This is a genomic window from Pseudoalteromonas mucoides (assembly GCF_049257175.1).
Taxonomy (GTDB): Bacteria; Pseudomonadota; Gammaproteobacteria; order Enterobacterales; family Alteromonadaceae; genus Pseudoalteromonas.
On sequence record NZ_JBMMUC010000015.1, the window covers coordinates 102,651 to 127,329 of the forward strand.

Annotated in this window: 17 protein-coding genes; 7 read left to right on the forward strand and 10 right to left on the reverse strand. The window is 38.2% G+C overall.

The features are described 5' to 3' along the window. Positions 1–23 precede the first annotated feature (23 nt). From rhaI to fbaA, 3 genes are all read left to right on the forward strand, one after another. Positions 24–1,316 carry an L-rhamnose catabolism isomerase gene (gene rhaI, locus AAEU30_RS16340; RefSeq protein ID WP_421961413.1) on the forward strand — a complete coding sequence of 431 codons (1,293 nt, stop codon included), beginning with the start codon at positions 24–26 and terminating at the stop codon, positions 1,314–1,316. A gap of 144 nt (positions 1,317–1,460) precedes the next feature. After that, positions 1,461–3,176, forward strand: a complete 1,716-nt coding sequence (locus tag AAEU30_RS16345; protein ID WP_421961414.1) for a purine-cytosine permease family protein — start codon at positions 1,461–1,463, stop codon at positions 3,174–3,176. 106 nt (positions 3,177–3,282) lie between these two features. Continuing rightward, positions 3,283–4,359 (forward strand): class II fructose-bisphosphate aldolase, encoded by a 1,077-nt coding sequence (gene fbaA, locus AAEU30_RS16350; RefSeq protein WP_421961415.1) that lies wholly within the window; start codon positions 3,283–3,285, stop codon positions 4,357–4,359. Positions 4,360–4,491: 132 nt separating this feature from the next. On the opposite strand, the gene AAEU30_RS16355 is transcribed toward fbaA, so the two are convergent. From AAEU30_RS16355 to AAEU30_RS16370, 4 genes are all read right to left on the reverse strand, one after another. Then, the gene (locus AAEU30_RS16355; RefSeq protein WP_421961416.1) at positions 4,492–5,646 is read right to left on the reverse strand and encodes a DUF1501 domain-containing protein; all 1,155 of its coding nucleotides are present in this window, start codon (positions 5,644–5,646) and stop codon (positions 4,492–4,494) included. After that, positions 5,646–7,007 carry a DUF1800 domain-containing protein gene (locus tag AAEU30_RS16360; RefSeq protein WP_421961417.1) on the reverse strand — a complete coding sequence of 454 codons (1,362 nt, stop codon included), beginning with the start codon at positions 7,005–7,007 and terminating at the stop codon, positions 5,646–5,648. Before AAEU30_RS16360 ends, AAEU30_RS16355 begins: the two co-directional genes overlap by 1 nt. Before the next feature lie 163 nt (positions 7,008–7,170). Further along, positions 7,171–8,538 carry a TrkH family potassium uptake protein gene (locus tag AAEU30_RS16365; RefSeq protein WP_421961418.1) on the reverse strand — a complete coding sequence of 456 codons (1,368 nt, stop codon included), beginning with the start codon at positions 8,536–8,538 and terminating at the stop codon, positions 7,171–7,173. Continuing rightward, positions 8,535–9,194 (reverse strand): potassium channel family protein, encoded by a 660-nt coding sequence (locus AAEU30_RS16370; RefSeq protein ID WP_421961419.1) that lies wholly within the window; start codon positions 9,192–9,194, stop codon positions 8,535–8,537. Before AAEU30_RS16370 ends, AAEU30_RS16365 begins: the two co-directional genes overlap by 4 nt. A 181-nt stretch (positions 9,195–9,375) precedes the next feature. Between AAEU30_RS16370 and AAEU30_RS16375 the strand changes: the two genes are divergently transcribed. The 3 genes from AAEU30_RS16375 to lldD all read left to right on the forward strand — a co-directional run bounded on the left by AAEU30_RS16375 (position 9,376) and on the right by lldD (position 12,598). After that, entirely contained in the window at positions 9,376–10,680 is a 1,305-nt protein-coding gene (locus AAEU30_RS16375) for a DUF4118 domain-containing protein (RefSeq protein WP_421961420.1), read from the forward strand. After that, entirely contained in the window at positions 10,673–11,341 is a 669-nt protein-coding gene (locus AAEU30_RS16380) for a response regulator (protein WP_421961421.1), read from the forward strand. Before AAEU30_RS16375 ends, AAEU30_RS16380 begins: the two co-directional genes overlap by 8 nt. A 120-nt stretch (positions 11,342–11,461) precedes the next feature. Next, on the forward strand, positions 11,462–12,598 hold the full coding sequence (gene lldD, locus AAEU30_RS16385; RefSeq protein WP_421961422.1) for an FMN-dependent L-lactate dehydrogenase LldD: 1,137 nt from the start codon (positions 11,462–11,464) through the stop codon (positions 12,596–12,598). 241 nt (positions 12,599–12,839) lie between these two features. Here the strand turns inward: lldD and AAEU30_RS16390 are convergent, their stop codons facing one another. From AAEU30_RS16390 to AAEU30_RS16410, 5 genes are all read right to left on the reverse strand, one after another. Further along, positions 12,840–13,685: a heparin lyase I family protein gene (locus tag AAEU30_RS16390; RefSeq protein ID WP_421961423.1), complete on the reverse strand. Its 846-nt coding sequence runs from the start codon at positions 13,683–13,685 to the stop codon at positions 12,840–12,842. A gap of 143 nt (positions 13,686–13,828) precedes the next feature. Further along, positions 13,829–14,752 (reverse strand): heparin lyase I family protein, encoded by a 924-nt coding sequence (locus AAEU30_RS16395; protein ID WP_421961424.1) that lies wholly within the window; start codon positions 14,750–14,752, stop codon positions 13,829–13,831. Positions 14,753–14,783: 31 nt separating this feature from the next. Further along, on the reverse strand, positions 14,784–16,475 hold the full coding sequence (locus AAEU30_RS16400) for a GH39 family glycosyl hydrolase (RefSeq protein ID WP_421961425.1): 1,692 nt from the start codon (positions 16,473–16,475) through the stop codon (positions 14,784–14,786). Between the two features lie 9 nt (positions 16,476–16,484). Next, entirely contained in the window at positions 16,485–17,936 is a 1,452-nt protein-coding gene (locus AAEU30_RS16405; protein WP_421961426.1) for a sulfatase, read from the reverse strand. After that, on the reverse strand, positions 17,923–20,706 hold the full coding sequence (locus AAEU30_RS16410) for an alpha-L-rhamnosidase (protein ID WP_421961427.1): 2,784 nt from the start codon (positions 20,704–20,706) through the stop codon (positions 17,923–17,925). Before AAEU30_RS16410 ends, AAEU30_RS16405 begins: the two co-directional genes overlap by 14 nt. 135 nt (positions 20,707–20,841) lie before the next feature. Here AAEU30_RS16410 and AAEU30_RS16415 point away from each other — a divergent pair, with 135 nt between their 5' ends. Beyond that, complete coding sequence (locus AAEU30_RS16415; RefSeq protein ID WP_421961428.1) at positions 20,842–22,284, forward strand: sulfatase family protein; 1,443 nt, start codon at positions 20,842–20,844, stop codon at positions 22,282–22,284. Positions 22,285–22,916: 632 nt separating this feature from the next. Here the strand turns inward: AAEU30_RS16415 and AAEU30_RS16420 are convergent. Beyond that, complete coding sequence (locus tag AAEU30_RS16420; protein ID WP_421961429.1) at positions 22,917–24,566, reverse strand: methyl-accepting chemotaxis protein; 1,650 nt, start codon at positions 24,564–24,566, stop codon at positions 22,917–22,919. Positions 24,567–24,679 lie beyond the last annotated feature (113 nt).

A 24,679-nucleotide genomic window follows, 5' to 3' on the forward strand; every position in this document is an offset into this window, starting at 1 on the left:
AATAATAAATAGGATTAATGAATATGACACAACGTATTGAAAAAGCTCTAATTGATGATGAAAATGCAAAGTTATTGAGCGACTTAAATGAAGATTACCAAGCGTTAGGTAATAAACTTGCGCGTAATGATATTAATATCGAAGAAATTACAGAGAAAGCTCAAGCTTTCCAAATTGCAGTTCCATCGTGGGGTACTGGTACGGGCGGAACACGTTTTGCTCGTTTCCCTGGTGAAGGCGAGCCGCGTAATATCTTTGAAAAATTAGAAGACAGTGCAGTTATTAACGATTTATCTCAGTGTACAGAGCGTGTTTCACCTCACTTCCCTTGGGATAAAGTTGATGATTTTACAGAGCTAAAGCAATTTTCAGATGATTTAAATTTAAGCTGGGATTCAATCAACTCAAATACGTTCCAAGATCAACCAGGACAAGAGCATAGCTTCAAATATGGTAGCCTGAGCAATACTAGCGCAGCTTCTCGTGATCTAGCGATTGCACATAACCTTGATTGTATTGAGTGGGGTAAAGCACTCGGCTCTAAAACATTAACTGTTTGGGTTGGCGATGGTTCTAACCACCCAGGTCAACAACACTTCCAAAGTGCTTTTGAGCGTTATTTAGAAAGTATGAAAACAATTTATGCAGGCCTTCCGAGCGATTGGGAATTACATATCGAACACAAAATGTTTGAGCCTGCATTTTACTCAACCATAATTCAAGATTGGGGTAGTAATATCCTTGCTGCTATGGAACTTGGTCCTCAAGCTAAGTCTTTAGTTGATTTAGGTCACCACGCGCCAAACGTAAATATTGAAATGATTGTGTCTCGCTTAATTCAATTTAAAAAATTGGGTGGTTTCCACTTCAATGATAGTAAATATGGTGATGATGATCTTGATAGCGGTAGTTTGCACCCTTATCAGCAGTTCTTGATTTTTAATGAGCTAGTTGATGCGCAATACCGTAACCAAGAAGGTTTTAACCCTAACTACATGCTAGACCAATCACATAATGTGACTGATCCGATTGAAAGCTTAATGAACTCTGCAGCAAGTGTTCAGCGCTCTTTTGTATCGGCGTTATTGGTTGACCGTGAAAAGTTATCAGAATACCAACAAAGCAATGATGCATTGATGGCAAGTAACACACTCAAAAATGCATTTAATACTGATGTTAGCCCTATCTTAGCGATGGCTCGTTTACGTAAAGGTGGTGCAATTGACCCTATTGCGACTTATCGAAAAGCTAACTATCGTTCAGCAGTAGCTGTTAAGCGTCCATCAAGCGGCGGAAACGGTTCAGGTATCGTATAAAAACGATACTTTTAATCGTAAAAATAAACATGCAGAGGTATTGAACCGCCTTTGCATGTTTTTTAGCTTGAAAACACACACAAAAATAAAGAACGTCGATTAATTTGTCATAAAAAGAACAAAAATTGACGCATTGGAGGCAACATGTCGACAGCAGAAGAATTTGAAACGCAACCCGTTTCTCCCAATAAATTACAATCAGCAAACACGTTTGCTGGCAGCTATGCCGGTGAGCATGTGGCGGGTACTGAGTTTGTAATAGGTGCTTTGTTTGTATCATGGGGAGTAGGGGCCAGTGATATATTATTAGGCTTATTACTAGGTAACTTATTAGCGGTTTTAACTTGGGGTTTGATCACAGCACCAATAGCCACAGATACTCGATTAACTCTCTACGCCTACCTTGAGAAAATTGCTGGGCCAGGCACTATAAAACTTTACAGTGTAATAAACGGTATATTATTTTGCGTGTTAGCTGGCGCAATGATAACAGTATCAGCATCAGCTGTTCGTGTTCTTTTTGATATCCCTCCTCAAGTAGATTGGTATCCAACAGATTTAAGGTTTGTGCTTGTAGCTCTTGGTGTAGGCGCCGTGGTTGTTTTTATGGCGGTGAAAGGGTTTGAAAAATTAGCGGCATTTGCAGAAATATGTGCACCTTGGATGATTCTAATGTTTATTGTCGGTGCCTTAGTGTTATTACCAACAATTGTTTCAGCTACCAATGGTGTTAATTCAATTAGTAGTTTCACCGATTTTTTAAATATTGCTAGTCAGTCAATCTGGGTTGATACAGGCAGTGGAATAGGCTTTTGGCATGTAGCCGCTTTTGCTTGGGTTGCTAACTTAGCAATGCATGGCGGTATGGGTGATATGACTCTATTACGCTTTGCTCGTTATTCTCGTTATGGTTACTTCTCGGCTCTGGGTATGTTTATTGGTCACTATTTAGCGTGGATTTGTGCCGGTATTATGGGCGCAGGTGCAGCTATTTTACTTAATACGACTATTGTGGCTTTAGACCCAGGTTCAGTTGCTTATCAAGCACTAGGAACTTGCGGGATTATCGCTGTAATTATTGCTGGTTGGACAACGTCTAACCCAACTATTTACCGTGCAGGCCTAGCATTTAGTTCACTAAACCATAAATGGGGGCGTACAAAGGTAACAGTTGTTGTGGGTATCGTTACGACAATTATTGCTTGTTTCCCGTTTGTGTTTTCTCAATTGCTAGGATTTGTCGGCATAATGGGACTAATGATGGCGCCAGTTGGTGCTGTGATTGTTGCTGAACATTGGCTTTTCCCACGTATTGGCTTCACTCGTTATTGGTCAAAATACAAAGGTAATACTACTAATTATGCAGCTATTATCACGTGGTTAAGCTCTCTTGTGGTTAGTTACTTTCTTGAGGCATCAGGTACTTTACACCTATTCTTCATCTTAATCCCGATCTGGATTTTTGCGACGTTGTTGTATAGCGGATTAGCTTATTTAATGGGGGCAAAAAAATCATATTCAGAGCAAGCTGCTGCAGAAAGTGCAGAGGCTGAACGTAAGTCGATAGAAGCAGCTTACTTGAAAAAGTTTGAAAGTGATAAGGGATCACAGCACAGGGAAACTTTACCAATGATGACTCGCGCCGCTTGTATGGTGTCATATTTAGCGTTACTAGTATGTGCAGGTCTTGGTATATTTTCTTACGTTAATCAAGATATTGAGCTGGTGAGATCATGGTTACTTGTGCCTACACTGATTTACTTTGTGACAGCCACATTTGCTTACTTACAAAAAAGTAAAGTAACTCAAGAAGAGCCGTCACCAGATGGCCTCGAGCAAGAATTGGCTACATCTAAATAAGATGTAAGCCATTTAAAAAACTAAGCTACCCAGACTAATTTAACATGCTCTGTGTAGCTTTTTTAATACTTAAAATTAATTTCATAGTTAACTAATAGGAGTTTTAATGACTGATTTACGTGACCTAGTACCACCTGGAGTTGTTAACGCAAGCCAGATGAAAGTGTTATTCGATTATGCGAGAGAGAATAACTTTGCTTATCCTGCGGTCAATGTTGTTAGCACTAACTCAATTAATGCAGCACTTGAATCAGCAAAAGAATGCAACTCTCCTATTATTATTCAACTGTCATATAGTGGTTCGGCTTTTTTTGTTGGAAAAGGAGTTGGATTATCAGGACATGAACCATCTATTGCAGGGGCAATTGCTGCTGCACATTATGTACATGGTGTGGCTAAGTTTTATGGAATTCCTGTTATTTTACACACTGATCACGCTGCTAAAAAGCTTCTTCCATGGATTGATGGCCTATTAGATGAAGGCGAGTCGTATTATAACGCTACAGGAAAGCCGTTATTTAGTTCGCATATGCTCGACTTATCAGAAGAAAGCCTGGAAGAAAATACGGCAACGTGTAAAGAATATCTAGCTCGCATGATTAAGTTAGACATGGGTATTGAAATAGAGTTAGGTTGTACTGGCGGTGAAGAAGACGGCGTAGATAACTCTGGTATAGATAGCTCGCTACTTTATACACAACCAGAAGATGTTGCTTATGCCTATGAACATTTGTCTGAGGTCAGTGATGCATTCACGATTGCCGCCTCATTTGGTAATGTACATGGGGTATATAAACCAGGAAATGTAAAGCTAACTCCACTTATTCTCAAAAACTCACAGGCATATGTTCAAGATAAATATGAGCTGGCACATAATAGCTTAAACTTTGTTTTTCATGGTGGCTCAGGGTCTTCAGCTGCAGAAATCAAAGAAGCTATTAGTTACGGTGTTATAAAGATGAACATAGATACCGATACTCAGTGGGCTTGTTGGCAAGGTGTGCATAAATACTATCAAGATAATATTGATTATTTGCAGTCCCAAATAGGGTCCCCGAGTGATCCTGACTCACCAAACAAAAAATACTACGATCCGCGAGTATGGTTGCGTCAAATTGAGCTATCTATGGCTAAAAGGCTGCGCCTAACTTTTGAAGAGCTTAATTGCATCAATCGATACTGAACACTCGTTTTGAGCAATGGAATAAATACTTGGATAACTACAGCTAATCAGCGAGTGATTTAAATATTTTTTCAATATATCTAGAGACCGTCAGTAGACTGACGGTCTTATAAGGTATAGAGAAACGTTGGCTTAAGATTGGATTACTGAGGCACTTGCAATGGGGACTGAGGGGAATACATGTGCTAGCTGTTGAGGTGTTAACTTCCAGTGCTCATTGAGGGTACGAGCAATCCACGAAAACGTATTTGAAGTTGGCATTAAATCCCGGTTTTTAAAAAGCTGTTCATCAGCAAGACCGGGCCATTGGCCAGCAATTTGTCCACCTTTGACTTTTCCACCAGCGATAAACATAGCACTAGCTGTCCCATGATCTGTGCCTAAGGTACCATTTTCTTTAACTGTGCGGCCAAACTCCGTGGCTACTATCACAACCGTGTTTTGCCATTGTCTTCCAAGCCCTTGTTTAAGAGCGTGCAAGCCGTTATCTAGTTCTTCTAGTTGCCTTGCTAAGCGGTTGTTTTGGTTGCTATGTGTGTCCCACCCACCAAGTTCTAGCATGGCGCAGTCAACGTTGCTTTTTGGGTCAATCATTAACTTGGCACATGCTTTATTTAAATCTACAAATTTACCGGTGCTTTTGTTTGATTCTTGTTGCGTGAGTCCTTGTAATGTGAGGCCTTGGTTTAGACGATCTAGTAACAATTTATCATCAGCATACATAGTTGATAATGCCTGATACACATCACTGTCAGCATCTTTCAATCTACTGGGGTACCAGGTATTTGCTTTTGGTGTATTACGTAAGCTAATAGGGGTTGAGCGTGCAAGGGCAATGGCATTAACATTCTTTTGAGATATAGCCCTTGCTAGCCAGCCTGAGTCATGATCAATATTAGCTAAGCCACTTTCCAAATAATCTTGACCATCAAAATGAGAGCGTTCTTCATAGCCAGATGAAACAGCAATAACTGGTAAAAGCTGCTTATCTTTATACCACTGATGCAGGTTCGCTAGTGCAGGGTGAAAACCAAAACCATTATCCAGTGGTAATAGCTGTTCTTTGATACTCTTTGCGAGTTTTGGCCGTTGCTTTAATAGATTTGCGTCAAATGCAGGAACTACAGTACCCAGTGAGTCCATAGCTCCACGCAATATCACCCACACAAATTTTGCTGGTTGCGCACTAGTTGGCTGCTTCGTTTCTAAACTCATTGCGAATGAAGGGGTTTGAAACACCACTAAACTTGCGCCTAACGCTTTGATAAAATCTCGACGTTGCATCATTATCTCCTTAAAAACTCTGGGCTCATTAAAAACAATGTCAGCGCTTGCTTACGGCTTTCTGCTCTAGAGATGGTTTGATAGCTTAATTGACTAATAGACTCTGAAAAACTATTTTTTATGATGGCTTCAATCTGTACTTTTTTGGCTCTAGCTGCAATTGTGGATGCCCAGTTAACCCTTGAAATTAAAGCACTAGCGCCATTCCAGTCATCTTGTTTATCACTGTAACCAGCTGGAGATCCTGCTTTAAATGGTTGCTGACCAAGAGTTACCAGCGATGAATATAGTTGTCGATTATTGGTTTTTAAATCCAACGCTCTAAGCGATGAAATTACAAATTCGCGAGGGGTTTTAAATTTTAGCTTCTCTGCGTGCCATGATTCATCTGCGTTAATCATTGTGGTCATGACTTCCTTGAGATCACCATTTGTAGTCAACCAACTATCAGTCATTTTATTTACTAGGCTTGCTGGAGGAGCATCACTAATGAAGTGATGGGCTAGCTTATAGCTAATATGCTTAGCTGTTGCTGGATGTATAGCTAAATCGCGGAGCATACTTTTGCCTTGCTCACTATCTTTTTGTGAATATGTCTTATTTAATAGAGTACGTACTCCAAGTTCATGTCCTGAACGACGATACTTAAAGCCCTGCTCTTTATCTTTAAGTGGATTAGCTACGCTCCAACCAGTAATTCCTTTTGCTAATTCAATTACATCTTTTTGGCTGTAGCCACTGCCGACACCTAATGTATGCAGCTCTAAAATTTCACGGGCTAAGTTTTCGTTTAAACCTCGGCCATTCTTTTTAGCAACTTTTGAATTAGGACCAAATGATTTCTCGTTATTCAAATAAATTAACATGGCAGGGTGTTGTATAACACCAATAAGCAAATCATCAAATCGGCCCAATAAGTTAGGAGCAATGGCTTCGCGCTCTAGCGTTGGCGCCAATGCGGTCATCACAGGGCCGGCACTACTCACACTAAAATGATTAGAGAAAAAGTCTAACAGTCGCCAATTTAAACTATGGTCTGAGTTAATAGCATGTTCAAGCGTATCTATACTAAGCTTGAGGTAAGTTTGTCGTTGGTAACTAACTTTAGGTGCTTTAGTCTGCGGTTTCTCAGATGGTTTATTACTTTTGAGATTATTTTTATCAGATTTCTTTTGTTCACGTAGTTCAGCCAACTTCTGCATGATTTCATTTGAATTGGCTACATTCGAGTTAAAGTGGATTGCAGGTTTAAGTTGCAATTGACTAATAAGCCATTGCTTAGGGTCTTTATTAGCGACTATGAGCTCAGAGGGTTTTGCTCCCAAACCAAAACGATTTATCGCAATAGTAGCTTGAACTGTCATACTGACCTCTAACGGTTGTCTTTGTTATTGAAAATAAACCCTTCAGCTCTAATCGCAATTTAATTTACATATCTTTACTCACATTTAGTCATATTTACTCAACTTTACTCAGTGTTTTTCTGGGTAGACTAAATATATTCAACAAATCATCATCGGGTAAAAATCACCCTATTTGGATAGTTGTTGTTGCAAATTTAAGGGGTTGTAACTTTGGTTTTGCAAAGCAATACGCAAATGTGAGTGGTCCAACTCTTCCAATGAGCATGAGTAAAATAATGATTAATTGGCTAGGAGTAGTCAAACTTCCTGTAAAATCACGGGAAAGTCCAACGGTGCTTAAAGCAGAAATCACTTCAAATGTTATATTTAAAAGTGACGTTTGTTCAATTTTGCTGATTATCAAAATGGCTACGAAAGCTGTAAATAAGTACAAAATGACTACGCTCAGTGCTTTAATAACGAGTTTATCGTTCAACTGTCTATTAAAAACGGTTACTTCTGGCTTTTGACGTAAATAGTTATGCATAGCGAGCAGTAAAATAACAAAAGTACCTATTTTAATTCCGCTGGCGGTGCTGACAGAGCCACCTCCAATTACCATCAATAACAATGTAAGTAATGTTGAGTCATTTGTTAAGTGGCTAATAGCTAAGGTGTTAAAGCCTGCTGTTCGAGGAGTAACCGCCTGAAACCATGCTGCAGTTAATTGTTCAGATAGAGGAAGGTTAGCAATTGTTGCTGGGTTAGAGTATTCAAATAAAAATATTAGTAAAAATGCACTAACGTTAATAATAGCACTGGCAATGAGTACAATACGTGTATTGGTTGCCAATTTATGCCAGTAGCGCTGTTGATGTAAATCAATGAGAACAGTAAAGCCTAAGCCACCAATTATAAATAGTGCACTAATAAGCAAATTGATGGTTATATCATTTTTGAACGCCATTAAACTATTGCTATCAAGTGCAAACCCCGCATTATTAAATGCCGAAATAGTATAAAAAAGGCTTCGATATGCTCCACCAGCAATCCCATAATTATCGACCCAACTAATAAAGAGTAAAATAAATGCGATACTTTCTATAATTAGTGAATAAGTAATTACACACTTAGCTATATGTATAATGCCATTCAAGTCGCTAGTGTCGAATGCCTGACTTGCTAATAAACGTTGTTTTAAACCTAAGTTTTTACCAATACTTAAAAACGAAATAACAGCAACAGTCATAAAACCAATACCGCCAATTTGAATAAGCACCATCACAACACATTGTCCAAACGTGGTTAATGCTGAGGATGTATCCACTACCACTAAGCCAGTAACGGTTACAGCCGAGGTTGCCGTAAAAAAAGCCTGCATAAAGCTAAGTGAGTCAACACTTGAAAATGGCAGTAGTAATAGAGCCGTACCTAAGAGAATAAGCGCAAGAAAACCCGCAGTTAAAATTAAAGGTGGATTAATAGGATGTTTTGATTTTCCTACAGTACGGATAAATTGTTTTGGTAGTACGTTTGCTTGCCATTTGATCATAAGGCTTTGAACCGCTTTGTTAATTTAGTGAGGTAATGTTTTGAACCTAATAACACAAGGCTATCGCCATGGCGCAGTTCGGTATCGAGTGTTAAATCTGTGTTGAAGGTATCGTCTCGGCGCAGGGTAAGAGATTTGATATCTGAGTGTCTTTCTTTTAATAGCCAACCAATAGTTCGGCCTGATAAATGTAAATCAATAGAAAGCTCTACAATAAAAGTCGATTGGGTGAGTGCGAAATATTGATTAACCATGGGATAGTTAAGTGCATGCGCCACTCGTACACCCATTTCTTCTTCTGGGTGAATTATACGAGATACACCAAGCTTACTTAAAATTTGATGATGACTTTTGGTGCATGCTTTAACCCATATTTGTTTGACACCAAGATTTTTTAAATGCAACACGCATAGAATGCTCGCTTCTATGTTTTCGCCTATCGCTACTAAAACGGCTTGGCAACTAGCTAAGTCTAGTCGAGCTAGTTGAGCTTCGTCGCTGGCATCTAAAATGACTGTGTAATTTAACTGATTAGCAAATGCGTTAATAGTACTTTCATTTATATCGGCAGCATAAACATGATGCCCTTGATTTACTAGTTCTAGTGAAGCGGTAACACCAAAACTACCTAGCCCGATCACTGCAAACTGTGCCATGTGAATTCCTATTAAAAATGTGTGACACAGCAAAGAGTATGTCTTTTTGAAAAAGAATCACCCTTTGGGTATTAAGCTTTATAAAGATTTAATACTCTTTATAAGAATCTTTATAAAAACTTTATACACAAACCATAAAAAGCCAGTAACCTATAGAAAGGAAACTTCACGGGGTTGCACAATGAGTATTAAGAAGTGGTTAAAACCGTTGTTATTAACAACAGTTGCCCCTATTTGTATTGTTTTAGCTATTTTTCCTGTACGCGAGTGGCTAACGACTACTGATATTGTCATGTTGCAGCTACTTTGGATTGCATGGGTTGCTGTACGGCAAAATGCGACATTAGCTGCGATTACTACCTTGATAAGTGTGGCGTGTACAGACTGGTTTTTTGTATTACCGTATTTTACTTTTCATATCGAAAAAATTGAGTACTTAGTGACTTTTATCGTCATGCTTCTTGTTGGGCTAATGATCAGTAAATTAGCCGGAGAACTGAGTAAAAATATCCGAGATACGAAATTGCACGCTAATAACACTCGTTGCTTATACGAGTTAGCGAAAGTACTTAATGGCCTTGATGATATCAATGCGCAGCGCAAAGTATTTATAAATGCAATTGAAAGCCACCTAGGTATCAGGCTCAATTGGCAAAGGCATAAAGCAGCTAGTGGGGAATATTTTAACATTAAGCACAATATACAGTGGGGTGGCTTTCATACTTATGTAAAGCTTAGCTCTGAAGAACGTGCATTTATAAATACAGCACTTTCTCTATTGTTCCAGTTTCATGAAAATTCAACACTCAGAAGTCAATCAGCTTCAATGGCAGTACAAGCAGAATTAGAGCGTGCTAAAAACGCATTACTAAGAAGTTTATCTCATGATTTGCGCACCCCGTTGGCGACAATTATGGGTGCATCAAGCATGTTAGCTGACGAAAACATTGAACTCAGTGAAGCATTAATTGCTGAACAAGCAAATAATATTTATGAGCAAAGTGAAATATTAAATCAGCACTTTAATAAAGTTATGGAGCTTAGCCGTGTCAATAAGATAGGTGAACAACTAGTTTGGCAAACAATTAATGTTCATACGCTTGTTACAGAAGCAAAGGGGCGCAGACAACAGCTGCTAGGTGATTTCAATTTAGAATTACACTTAGATAAAACGCAGAGCTGCTTAGGTGATATAACTTTATTGGAAATTGCGCTTGCTAATATCTTTGAAAATGCTGCACGTTATGGCAATGGCATTGCTATAGTGCATTTTGATGCGAAAGATATCGAAGGTGCTAAACATTACAAAATAACGGTTAAGAATACAGTGATTAATAAGCAAAGTAGTGCTGATGAAGGTGTTGGGCTTGGCAGTGTAATTTGTGATGTGGTAGCAAAGTTTCACCAAGGTGAATTTGTATTTGAAATAGATGAGCAAACGCGAACAGCAGCAGCGATACTTAGTTGGAGAGAAAGTCATGACTAATATATTGGTGCTCGAAGATTCACCACCACTACAAAGCTTTTTAAAAACACTATTAGGTGCTAGTGGTTATAAAGTGTCGATTAGTGCAAGAGGATTAGATGGCTTTTCACTCATGAGTGAGCAAAGTTTTGACTTAGTGTTACTTGACCTAGGACTACTTGATATGGATGGCCAAGCTTGGTTACTTGAAGTGCGGCAATGGAGTCAAATACCGATACTCGTTTTATCGGCACGCGATGGCGAAGTAGAAAAAGTAACAGCTCTTGATAACGGTGCTAACGATTATATTACTAAACCATTTAGTTCAAATGAATTGCTGGCTAGAATGCGAGTATTATTGAGAGCAAATACACAACCGAGTATGGTTTTACAGTGTGGTAACATAAATATCGACCCTCACAAGCACATTGTTTTGCTTAATAACAATGATGTAAAACTCACTAAGAAAGAGTACAAAATTCTCCTTCTGATGTTTCAAAACAAAGACAAAGTATTAACCCATAATGCTATTTTAAGCCAAGTTTGGGGCGAACAATATATTAACCGACCAGAATATGTGCGCGTACATATAGCGCAACTTAGGCAAAAACTTGAAGTAAATCCTGCAAACCCCACCCATATTTTAACAGAGCCTGCTGTTGGCTATAGGTTAGTTGGTTAGTGTCAATATTATTACATCTATTTAAGAAACAGTGTTTTTTATTATTGCTGATATACAACTAATGATAACTCAAGTAAATTGAAATAAGTCCATCTGATTACATGTTTTATTGGAAACAAAATGATTATTTCAGCTTCTACAGATTATCGCAAAGCCGCTAAAGCAAAGTTACCGCCATTCCTTTTTCATTACATTGATGGTGGTTCTTATAAAGAACATACTTTAAAAAGAAATGTACAAGACTTGTCTGATATTGCCTTGAGACAGCGTGTATTAAAGGATATGTCTGACTTAGATTTAAGTACGGAGTTATTTGGCGAAAAATTGGACTTACCTTTAATTTTAGCGCCAGTGGGTTTAACTGGCATGTATGCAAGGCGAGGAGAAGTGCAAGCTGCTAAAGCTGCTGAAAATAAGGGCATTCCTTTCACTATGTCCACAGTATCAGTGTGCCCAATTGAAGAAGTAACCCCGAATATTGATCGCGCAATGTGGTTCCAGTTATACGTATTAAGAGACAGGGGCTTCATGAAAAATGCGCTTGAAAGAGCGAAAGCTGCAGGAGTAAAAACACTTGTATTTACAGTTGATATGCCTGTACCTGGTGCACGATACAGAGATATGCATTCTGGAATGAGTGGACCTTTTGCAGCTTCTAAAAGAATTCTACAGGCTATGACTCATCCTCGATGGGCTGTAGATGTTGGTTTATTTGGAAAGCCTCATGATCTTGGTAATATATCTGCTTATCGTAATGAGAAAACGTCGTTAGTTGATTATATCGGCTGGTTAGGAAACAATTTTGATCCATCAATTAGCTGGAAAGACCTAGAGTGGATCAGAGAGTTTTGGGACGGCCCGATGATCATAAAAGGTATCCTCGATGAAGAAGATGCTAAAGATGCAGTTCGATTCGGCGCTGACGGAATTGTTGTATCAAATCATGGTGGCCGACAACTCGATGGCGTTTTATCATCCGCAAGGGCATTACCGAAAATAGCTGATGCTGTGAAAGGTGATATTAAAATCTTAGTAGACTCAGGTATTCGAAACGGACTTGATGTTGTAAGAATGTTGGCTTTAGGTGCTGATTCAGCAATGTTAGGGCGCTCTTATATTTATGCCCTAGCTGCAAATGGCCAAAAAGGCGTCGAACATTTATTAGACCTTTATGACAAAGAAATGAGAGTAGCCATGACATTAACTGGCGCTAAATCAATAAGTGATTTAGGTTCACATTCTTTGGTTTCGTATTAAGCTGGGCACGCTTACTGTTTTAACCGTTAACTTGTTGAATGTAAATTATAAAGCCCAGTGCGTATCGCGAAGCGATTGTGTGCTGGGTTATACTTAATACAATTAAAAGCTACCTGTTTTTCCGGTTTAATAAATAAACGATCTTATCTAAATAAGTCGAGAAAACCCAGTGATCAGAGCGAAGCGATGTCGCTGGGTAGTTCACTTTACTATAGTATGTCCAAAGTCGATTTTTATCTTACTAACGAAAATTATCGGGGATAACAGACGATAAGCTTGTACCAATTTTAATATCGTGAAAGTAAGCATTAATATCATACTTACACGACTTTTTATTATATGCGCCCCATTTAGGGTAAACAAAACGGCCATCATTTGTACGATGAAATATAGTTTTTTTATCGTCAGATACTTTTACTTGATATAACTTCGATTCAAGATTTGTTAATTCCTGTTGCTCACCATTAAACCAAAATTGAACGAACCCGCCATGGTTACCTTTATCTACTTTAATGCGAAGAATGATAGAGATCCATTCATTTTGTGCTACGGGTTTACGCCACAACACCGTTCTTCGTGATTTATAGTTCTTATTTTCATCATAATTAGCGCCCCAAGCATTTAAAGTTAAATCACCATCATATTCAAAATTAAGTGGGTAATTTTGAAAATGCGGGCTGGCTGACTTCCATTGGAAAACAGTGACTTCCTTATCTATAGGCAAGTTATCTGCTGTATCAATCTTCCATTGCCAAGCAATATAGAGATCATCGCCTTCGTTAGGACTAAATGAATTTAGCTTGCCTTCAGTTCTCGCTAATTCAGCTCTTTTCCTATTTTTTGGTTTGTTAATCATCCAAATTTTGCCGAGTTTTTCATCGGTAAGTACATTATACGATGAGGCTTTGACATTTTTTTCATCACCTTGAAATTTGCAATAATCTTGAGGGTAATTGCCATCATCAAGTCGTTTAAAAAAACTGTCCACTTGAGTACTTTTATCGGCGTCGGCAAACCAAATTACTTCTGCGGAAACAGGACAACTTATTGAAGAGTATAAAGTGATTAACATTATGAAATTTTTCATAGTTTCTCAATTATTTTAAGGCCGCCTAATTCAAGTATTAAATGGCTAGGATCAATATCTTATAAGTAGGGCTAACATTTTATTTAAATAAGCAATAAGGCGTTAGCCGCTCTGATCAAATAAACCTATTTATGAGCTCGTTATTAATTAGTTCTTGGCACAAGATCTTGATAGTTAAGTTCATTACCTTCAGCCTGACGAATTTCATCTAAATACATGACAACGTCTTCGTCACGATTGGCATACTCCCCCCATAAATACCAACCAAATGAGGGATAAACGCCTTGTTTGTCGTTGTAGCCTAACTGGATGTCTTGTATATCTGCGGCCTGTTTACCATCAATCCATAAGGTAATACCGCCTTTTTCTTGAAAAGGATTGGTGTTTACTTTTAAAACAAAATCAACCCAACGATCTTGATAATCAGCGAGAGTTGCGGGAATTGTTAATGTCTCATTGCCTTCTCCTTGGGTGCTGGTACTGATTTTTTTGCTATCCCATGAATAACCTAAACTAAAGCCCTGCTTTTTAAGGTTAAGAGCAACCGGTGGTATGCGATTTGGTTCACTTTGGCCATCTCGTGCACCGTGTATTTGAAAAAATAGTGCGCCTTGATCTTGTGTAAACTGTGTGAATTCACTCGGAAAGTAAGCACTAAACCCATACCATACGGTTGAAATATTACTTTGCGCTTTTTTACCATGAAACATGGCTTTACGGTCTGTGTTATCTAGCTTCTGCGGATCACCGTTCCATTTTGATGGATTATTTGCTTTCCATAGTAACTTCGCGGAGTAGTGGCCTGATCGTGCTTTTGATTCATCAAGAGTAAAAGAGTGGGGACCCTGTAACTGAGCAAATAAAAAATTCATCGGCAGTGATGGATCTAAGCCAGGTTGGTGGGTACTTATTGATAAAGTTGTATTTTCAGCATTCCAGCCGCCTTGCTCGAACGATTCGTAAATAATAGACTTATTTGATGTATGGCTATCATTTAAGTCGTTGTGACTGCACCCGAGTAAAGAGGCTAACATAAGCAATGTAAATTGTGTTTTTATAGCTGTCATTAGTCGTCATTCCGAAAGTTTAATTAATGTGTTACCAACGAACCTGATAGTTTTGTACACTAAAAGAAGGCAGAGTATTTTTTATATGTACTTGTGAAAGCTGTGAGTTACTATCTGCGGTAGTCTTTCCGTGCTGCCATTCACCCCAGTTGAGTTTGTTGATTTTTCCATATTTGGATAGGCTTTCTTTATATACTTTAAGCCCGGTTTCGTTTAATGCATTAGTCGCCGATGCAGTAGGGTGAGAGTCATTTTTACGCCATCCCCCTTGGTTTTGTGGGATCATGGCATTCGGGTGATCTGCAAAAAATAGTTGATCGAAATTGCTTGTATTATCAATTTGCGCAACCCGATACTTAAACTCTGTGCCAGCAGGTTTATCGACACGTAATGAAAGCTGTATCTGCTCGGGTGTTTGATATTCCATATTTTTTTTATTAAAACTAAACATAAGAATGTCAATGTCTTGGTTACTTTGTTTTTGAGAAAATATACCATCGATATAATTTCCTCTTTCTGACTGAGTTTCACTACGTGTATTGCGATAAAAACTATTGCCGACCATGTTATTGAGAGCTAGTTGTGTCATGGCCTCGGGGCTATAAGAGCCTTTTCTGGCATTTCCCCATTGATATACATCTTTTATATTCTTCTCTAGCATCATTTTTGACAGCATGGCAAAAAATGCAGAGTTGTGTGACGTTGCGACACTGACGAAACCAGCTCGTTTCATTTTTACGATAAATTTATACTCATGGATTTCAAAGCGGGCATCAGCATTATAATCGGGGTGCTCTAAAATGGGCGCTATTTGCTTTTGGTAAACTTCATCCATATCCATTTCTTGAGGATGAGTAATATGGGGATAATAAGAAATGGCTAAGAAGTCGTAGGGAACATTATTTTGTTTTGCCCAACTGACAAAGTTTGGAGCATAAGCATCATCAGTGTTACCAGTGTAATCAATATAGTTGCTTTTATGGGTCGCTTCGCGAAAGTGAGTACCTACAACTGCCTTGGGGAGGACAGATTTTAGTGCTAAAACAGTGTTTTGATAGTGTTCAAAAAACTCTTGTTGAGTAGCAGCCCAATGTTGTGGACGAGTGTCTATTTCTGAACCTATTCTAAATCGCCAACTTAATACCTGCCTTTCACCATACTTGTCTACTAAGTGGGTGATCAAAGCACGAATATAATCATGCCAAGCTTTAGCATCCTTAGGTGGTAAACCGTTACCATATACGCCGACACGGTCTTTGGCCAAATAGTGTATGCCATCTGGCTGTTCGACAAAATTATAGCCACGTTGAAATGCCCAAGGTGGGTTATCCAACACTATCTGGAAAATATCCCAATCATTTTTAAGCCAACTATCAATGCGATCAGTTGCTGCTTTGAAATTATAAACGTATTTTTCACCGTCCCAAATATAAGTATCACCAGTAAGATCTTGGTTATACCATCCGCCTAGCATACGTACTGTATTGACTTTAGCTTTACGGCCAAAGGTTGCTGGTTTAGATTTTGGGTTTCCGTGCTCTGTCCTGACTGCAACGTCAAAAAAATCATATATCTGACCAAGTTTTTCTTGCTCAGTGGTAAAGTCAGCAGTGAATGTGTGTGCTGTTTCAATCACATTGTCATTTTGTGATGGCGTCGTAGACGATTGGCAGCCTGTCATACCAATACAGAGTGTGAGTAGTGTGAGCTTGAGTAATTTCATTATTGTTTCTTAATTATTTATTACGTGACGTTTTTTATAAAACGATGGAGCGTCTTGAGGAAACTTTTCATCCAAAAGTGCTTTGAGTCGTTCTTTAATTTTTGCGTATTCTCTTTCGCCAGCTACGTTGACGGTTGCTACGTTGCTGGTGGTGTGATTGTAGAGCTCAGTACTTTTAATCTCTTGCGTCTGAGCATTTCTCCACTCTGTATAACGCCATAGGCCATCTGTCACTGTTACTCCCATGATCTTTCCGCGATTAAACAAGCTATAAGCGGCTTTTTTAAATGGCATGTCAGGGTTATCAGTGACTGTTAATAAACTTTTACCATCGACCTTAGGGGTGGGGAGCCCGGCTGCTTGTGCTATTGAAGGGAAAATATCTACGTTTTCAACGAGTGCCTTCGATGTTTTGCCTGCTTTGCGATTATCATGGGATAACTCACGACTGATGATAAGGGGTACCTTCGTATCTAATTCCATATTAGTGTGTTTATTCCATGCACCATACTCACCTAACTTATACCCGTGATCGCTCATAAAGACGACCATTGTATTGTCTCGTAAATCCATTTCATTTAGCGCTTCCATTACACGGCCAACTTGCGCATCCATATAACTTACCGAGGCGTAGTAAGCGTGAATAAGCGTTTTAGTTAGCTCATCATCAACATCCCCTTTTTGTGGGATGCCTCCATACATACGAAGCTCCCCCCATTTAGTGAGAGCTAGTCGGTACATATTGTCAGGTTTTTCTCTACTAGGAACACTGAACTGATCGCGGTCATAAAGGTCCCAATATTTTTTTGGCGCATTAAAAGGAAGGTGTGGCTTACTAAAGCCTACAAACATTAAAAACTTATCATCTTTAAGTTGCTTTAAAGTATTGATAGCATCTGTTGCAACTTTGCCATCTTTATAAAAGTTGTCATCTACTTCACCCGCTTCATAAGCGAAGCGCGTTTTTGCGTTTTCAGAATTCGCATAAAAATTATCAAGCTTTTTAATATGCGTTGACCAGTTTTCTTGATCATCCGTTACACTATGATAGACCTTACCAATACTGATAGTTTTATAGCCGTTTTCTTTAAAGAGTTGTGGCATAGAAACAACATCAGGCTGATTAGGTCGTAAGCGACCATCCCTGCGAATTGTGTAAAGCCCAGTCGTTTCTGGACGTAACCCGGTCATAATACTAACGCGAGAAGGTCCGCAAATTGCTTGTTGCGCATAAGCGTTAGTAAATTTGATACCTTCAGTCGCTAGCTTATCTATACTAGGGCTTTTAACATGTTTATGGCCATAAACACCTAAATCACTACGTAAATCGTCGACCAAAAAAACCAGCACATTTACGGGCTCTTTATCCTGTGTACCGATCAAATCATTCTTAACTTCGCTTGAACTACAGGCAGTAAGCAGCAGGATTAATAAAACAGCTATATAATTAAATTTTGCCATGAATCTGATACTCACCAGGTGTTAATCTTCTTTTATTCGTAACTGTTTTACCTTGTTGTAAAATTGTTACGTCACTTAAATGAGCCAAGTCTAATATGGCTGTTGAGTTCTTTGGTACTGTGAGTGAAATGGATGCTTCATTTCCCTTTAATGACCAGCTGAGCTCAATAGCACCATTGGTTGTCTGTATGTTTCCGCCAACATTATTTAGATAGTGAGAAAATTGTGGTGAAACGTTAAATTCTCTGAATCCAGCTTCTATAGGTGTAACACCTAATATTCCTTCATAGAACCATCTAGAAATAGTGCCGTAAGCATAGTGATTTAAGGAGTTCATTCCTTGCGGGTTAAAACCTTCCTCTAACGAATAAGAATTCCAGCGCTCCCATGTTGTCGTTGCGCCATTGTTGATTGAATAAAACCATGATGGATAACTTTCTTTAAACAGTAATTGATAGACTAAATCGCTACGACCTGCTTTTTGTAGAGCTGACGCAAGTAATGGCGTGCCTAAAAAGCCTGTGCGAAGGTGGTTGTCTGCTTTTTCAATTAGTCCAATGAGTAGATGTTGGGCTTTTTCAATTTCGGCTTGTTCGAATAAGTTAAATTCTAAAGCAAGTAAGTATGCAGTCTGTGTCGACTCTCCTTTTTTAGGCATTAGGTTTTGATCGAAGAAAGTTTTTCTAAATGCTGTTTTTATTTGTTGGTGCAATCTTGTTAGTTGCTCTATATCAGCTTTTTTCTTAAGTACTTTGGCAGTTTTAAGCGTTAACTCAACTGAGCGAGCATAGAAAGCGGTGCCAATTAAACTAAAATCTGTATCACCTCGGTTTGCTTTTTTTCCTTGTGCTTTCGGGTAAGGTTGTAACCAGTCGCCAAACGTTTGCATGTTTGAAATGTGATTATTGCTTTGGCTTTCGTGATAATTTAGCCAGTTCTTCATCATGGAATAGTTATCAGATAAAACCGACTCATCTCCTGTCATTATGTACAATTCCCAAGGGATAATTGTGGCTGCATCCCCCCATCCAGAAGAGGTCCATTTAATCCATTCTACATAAGGGATATATAATGGGATTTTGCCATTATCAGTTTGCTCTTCTCGCATGCTTTCTAGCCAAGCTGACCAAAAACCATACGCGTCGGCCATGTACATTGACGGTGTCACAAACGCATTGGCGTCACCAGTCCATCCTAGTCTTTCGTCTCGCTGAGGGCAGTCTAGAGGGACATCATAAAAATTACTTTTAAGGCCCCAGTTAATATTACTGAAAAGCTTATTTAATTTCGCATGTGATGAGTGAAAGTTATTATATAGCTTGATATCAGAATGTTGTACTAGAGCTTTAACCCAGTTATTAGAGGGAGTTTTTGATGGATCGAAGCCAGATAGTTTTATGTATCGATAACCATGAAATGTAAAAGTAGGTCTATATTTAATAAGGCCTGACTTTGATGGTGTGATGTAATTAGTTGAGAGTGCACTACGATAGTTATCAGTATAAAACTCACCCATATGTAATGCTTCAGCGAACTCAACCTTTATTTTTTGGCCGGCCAATGCGGGTACTTTTATTTCAGGTACACCAACCATATTTTGACCAAAATCATATACCACACTATCTTTTGAAATATTCACTATTTTAATAGGTGAAAGTTCATTGATGATTCTAATAGGTTCGTGTCTTTTTGGGCTAAGCTTAATAGCAGGATCAATTTTTTGTGTGTAAGCACTTTGCCATGTAGCACTGTCAAAATTATTCTTATTCCAATTAGGTTGTTCTAGTGCTTGTGAATAATGCTCCCCATCGTAATTACTGGCAAAGCGAATAGGGCCATTTTGTGTTACTTTCCAAGATTGGTCTGTAGCTACGACTTGAGTAGAACCATCTGTAAAGTGTATTTCAAGCTGAGCAAGTAGAAGCGGGGAGTGGATATGATCTGTATCTTTTAAGTCAGCAATCCTCGCTGAGAACCAGCCGCCTGCTAATATTGATGCAAGAGTGTTTTCTCCTTTTGTAAGTTTGTTGGTTAGATCGTATGTGAGTGTTTCGATTCTTTTACTATATGGAGTCCAGCCAGGAGTCATTACATCAACTTTTGATACTTCTTCTCCATTAATGAAAGGCTTAAAAACACCCTTTGAAGTAATATACAAACGCGCTTTTTCTATTTCTTTGTTGATATTAAATGACTTTCTGAAATATTGTGGAGTAGCGATAATACTTTTGGATGGCTTTTTTGACTGTTTAGTATCAGGATGCCCGATCCAGCGAGCTTTCCACTCGCTATTGGTCAATAATCCAAGTTCTATACTTTGGGGTTCACTCCATTGCGAGGGTTTGTTTTTTTCATTCCAAACTCTAACACGCCAGAATACGCTCTGTCTTGAAGACAGGGGTTGGCCTTGGTATTCAGCCCAGCTAGTCCCAGATGAATTTACCTTTTTACTATCCCACAAATCTGGCCGTCCAGTGAGTAAGTTTAAAGTTGTACTGACCTGAATTTGATAAGCTGATTGGAAATTAGAATGAGCGTTTTTTGCTATTTTCCATGAGAAACGAGGTTTACTCTCATAGTAACCGATAGGTGATTCAAAACCTTCGCCGACCTTTAATTCAACAGGAGCTGCAATTGATACGAAAGGTTGCTCAGTAACTCTTTTTGTTTCTGTATCGCTGCTACACGCTATGTTTAAGGACATTACTAATGTGATAATGAGTGGCTTAACAATTACCTTAAATAAATAATGTTGTTTTGATTTATTCATTTTGTGTGTGTTTGTGTTAATCAATTATTTCTTTACAGTAACATTAATACTGTCATTTTCAAGCTAAATCAGTCATCATTGTGATTGGTTTTGATTGTTGTTTCTTGGTAGTGATACAATTTTTGGATGATTAAAATGAAAAAATATTTGAGCACACTGTTTATTTTAACTTTGTTCACCACTGGGTTTAATTCCCATGGTGCAATAAAAAAGGGGGCGGAAAGTTCAACCAATAAACGCCCTAATATTCTATTTATCTTAGCTGATGATCATCGCTGGGACTTACTTGGTAAAAATCACCCGATAATACAAACGCCTAACTTAGATGAGTTGGCAAACCAGGGAGTGAGTTTTTCTAATTCATTTGTAACTACACCAATTTGTGCTTCTAGCAGAGTCAGCATACTTACGAGCTTAACTGAGAGGACCCATGACTTTACCTTTAGTCGCCCTGCAACTGGCGCGATAGAGTCAGATAACATTTACCCTAAAAAATTGAAAGATCACGGTTACACTTCAGGGTTTGTCGGGAAATACGAAATAAAGCTATCAGGTGAAAACTTTGATAGGTTTGATTATTTTGAACCATTACTACATTCTAAAACAAATACTTATCAAGGAAAGGAGATCCCTCAAACACATTACATTGCCCAAAGAGCAAAAGATTTTATTGAGCGAACGCAAGATTCATCAAAACCTTGGGTATTAAATGTTAATTTTTGGAATCCACATGCACTCGATAGTGACAAGAAAGATCAATATCATTACCCTGCAAAATTTGAAAATTTATATACTGATATAACTATTCCAGCAGCAAAGTTATCTGATGATGCGACATTTGCAGCATTACCTGAATTTTTACAGAAATCTATTGGCCGAACTCGCTGGGAGTACAGGTATGCAAATGACGCAATGTACCAAAAAATGGTCAAACGCCACTATCGAGCTATAAGTGCGGTTGATGAAGGGGTTGGTCAGATTATTGAGCAACTTGAAAAGCTGGGTATGTTACAAAATACGATTGTTATTTACACTGGAGATAACGGGTATAGCTTAAATGAACGTCAATTAGCTGGTAAGTGGTTTGGTTGGGAAGAAGACCTTAGAGTGCCTTTAATCATTTATGACCCTCGCAATACCAAACAAGGAGTGACTATTGATAAGACGGCCCTTAACATTGATATTGCTCCTACAATTTTAGATTATGCAAATGTTGCAATACCTGAAATGTATCAAGGCAACAGTTTAGTTGGGTTGGTTAAAGGTGAAGAAATGCCTTCCTGGAGAGATGAGTTTTTCTTCGAACATATGTATCAGCCTAAAAGAGTATCGATACCCCCTATGGTTGGCTTGCGAACAGACAACTGGAAGTTTGTTGATTTTTATAAAAATGATTACTTACAGCTCTATAATTTACAAGAAGATCCTAAGGAGCAATTTAACCTTGCACAATTACCTGAATATAAATCTAAAGTTGACGAGCTACGTAAGCGAACCTCTGACTACATCATTAAATATGAAAATGAGAGAAGTGAAGAAGTTAGTTCAAGGGTATCTTTTTTAAACTCTAGAGATTAACTTTCAGTTAAAAATGTACATTAAATGAGAAACTAAGTGGTTAAATATCACAGGGTTTCTCACTAAGTCATCGATAAATGTCGCTTTTATAAACATAAAGCGACTTTTTTATTTTAAGGTGTACTAAAGTCCACCGTGCGGTTTTGTAACCGGGATCACAATGACTACCTGGTGCACTATATAGTCGCTACTTGTTCATTTCTGAATCAAACCTATTTGATGATTTCATCTAATGTTACGAATGAAATACAACCCGCCAACTAAAACTGCGAAAGTTAAAAATAATATAATCAAACATGTGATTTGTACTACATTCATAAACATTCCTCCACGTTTTTATTTTTGTATTATATCAGAGCAATTTAAAAGTACTATTGTGTAAGGTGGCTTGTTTATATCATGATATATTTTATCGTAGCCGTCGAGAAAGCACCGTGATCAGAGCATAGCAAAGTAGCGTGGAAGTTCTGAATATCGTTCGTAGTTCCTAGGTGCTAACTAGTGAGGGGGGCTTAATATTAGGAGCCGATTTAAATAATTCGGCTCCTTTAAATAGTGCTATAAAATCAGGTTACTACTTTTTTAGTTCAATAGTAACGATGTAGAATGTTGAACTTACCGTTTAAGCTGCTTTAATCTAATTTAAAAGCTTTAACTGCTTGTTGTAATTCATGAGATATCGTAGATAACTCATTCGCATTTTCAAGTGTACCATCAGAGCTTGCAGCTGTTTTATTAGCTAAATCTCTAATTGAGACAATACTTTTATTTATATCTGTGGCTACGTTGGTTTGCTCTTCTGCAGCCGTTGCTATTTGAGTGTTCATATTTTCGATAAAGGCAATTGATTCACGTATATCTTCTAATGCTTTACTAGCTGTGATAGATTTTTCGTAAGTAGATTGAGCTCCTTGCATGTTTACTCCCATAAATGAGACTGATTGTTTTGCTGAGTTTTGCAGTTGTGTAATCATTAATTGAATCTCATCAGTACTTTGCTGGGTTCTGGTTGCTAAATGACGAACCTCATCGGCTACAACAGCAAACCCTCTTCCTTGTTCACCCGCCCTTGCAGCCTCTATAGCTGCATTTAGTGCTAATAAGTTTGTTTGCTCGGATATCCCTCTTATAACATCTAAGATACTACCAATTCCCATGGTCTTATCTTCTAGCTCGGTGATCACTTGTTCAACTTCTTGCATGCCAGACACTAAGCTGGTGATACTTTCATTCATGGAAGCAACAATTTCGTTGCCTTGCTTGGCGTTTTCGTTCGCTTCTAGAGTTGAGTTCGATGCTTCAAGCGCATTACGAGCAACTTCCTCAGCTGTAAACGTCATCTGATTCATCGCTGTTGCGGTCAATTCAAGTTGCTCCATCTGAGCCTGAGAGTCTTCTTTAACTGAATGGGCGCTATTTATCATTGTTTCCGCTGAAGTATTAAGCGTTGATGAAGCATCATTAATATCGTAAATAATATTCTTAAGTTTATTTACCATTTGTTGTACTGCACCATAAATCCCGGTCGGGTTTAAGGTATTATGACTAGTTGTTGTAAAATCACCAGATGCAATTTTTTTGACAACCGATTCTATTTCATAAGGTTCACCGCCAATGACTTCGTACAATCGTTTAACAAATACAAGAGCAAGAGCGATTACAATTGCAAGTAAGAACAGTGCAACCAAAACTAGATTTCGAATAAATGAGTTAAGTTTAATTTCTCCATTTAGTTTTTTTTCTTGGATAGTGTGCGCTATTTCATCAATATAAAAGCCAGTACCAATATACCAATTTGTACCAGGAATCATTTCTAGATAGGCCATCTTCTCATAAATTGCAGAGTTATCACCTGGACGACCTGAAAGGTATGTTAGATAGCCATCTTTTCTTGTTACAGCTTCGATTTGCTTCAAAACGCTTTTATTTTTACTGAGATCTTTTCCTCGTATTGCTGGATTTCGTCCGTTTGCTAGAGCAATACCGTCTATGGTCATAATAAAAAAATAGTTAGTTGAATCAAACTTTAGATTATTTATTATATCAATGGCTTTCTCATTGTTTCCTGCTTCAATTGGTTCTTTAATGGTATTGAGTGCCAAGCTAACTAAGCTTTTTAAATGATAGCGTTTAGCTTGTTTTATATCGGTTTGATAATGCGCTAAATCGCTCTCAAAAGTATCAATAGAGTTGTTGTAAGTCAGAAGCACAAAAATTGCTATTATTGCAATAATAGGTGTGATGACGCTAAGTATTATTTTCTTTCTAAAGCTTAAATCCATATTCATTCTTACCCTGTGAATAATAAGGTGCTTTTATGCATGCATGACAAATATGGCACGCAAAATGTGCACAAAATCTGGGTGACTGCTATAGCAGTTATAATTTTTGTTTA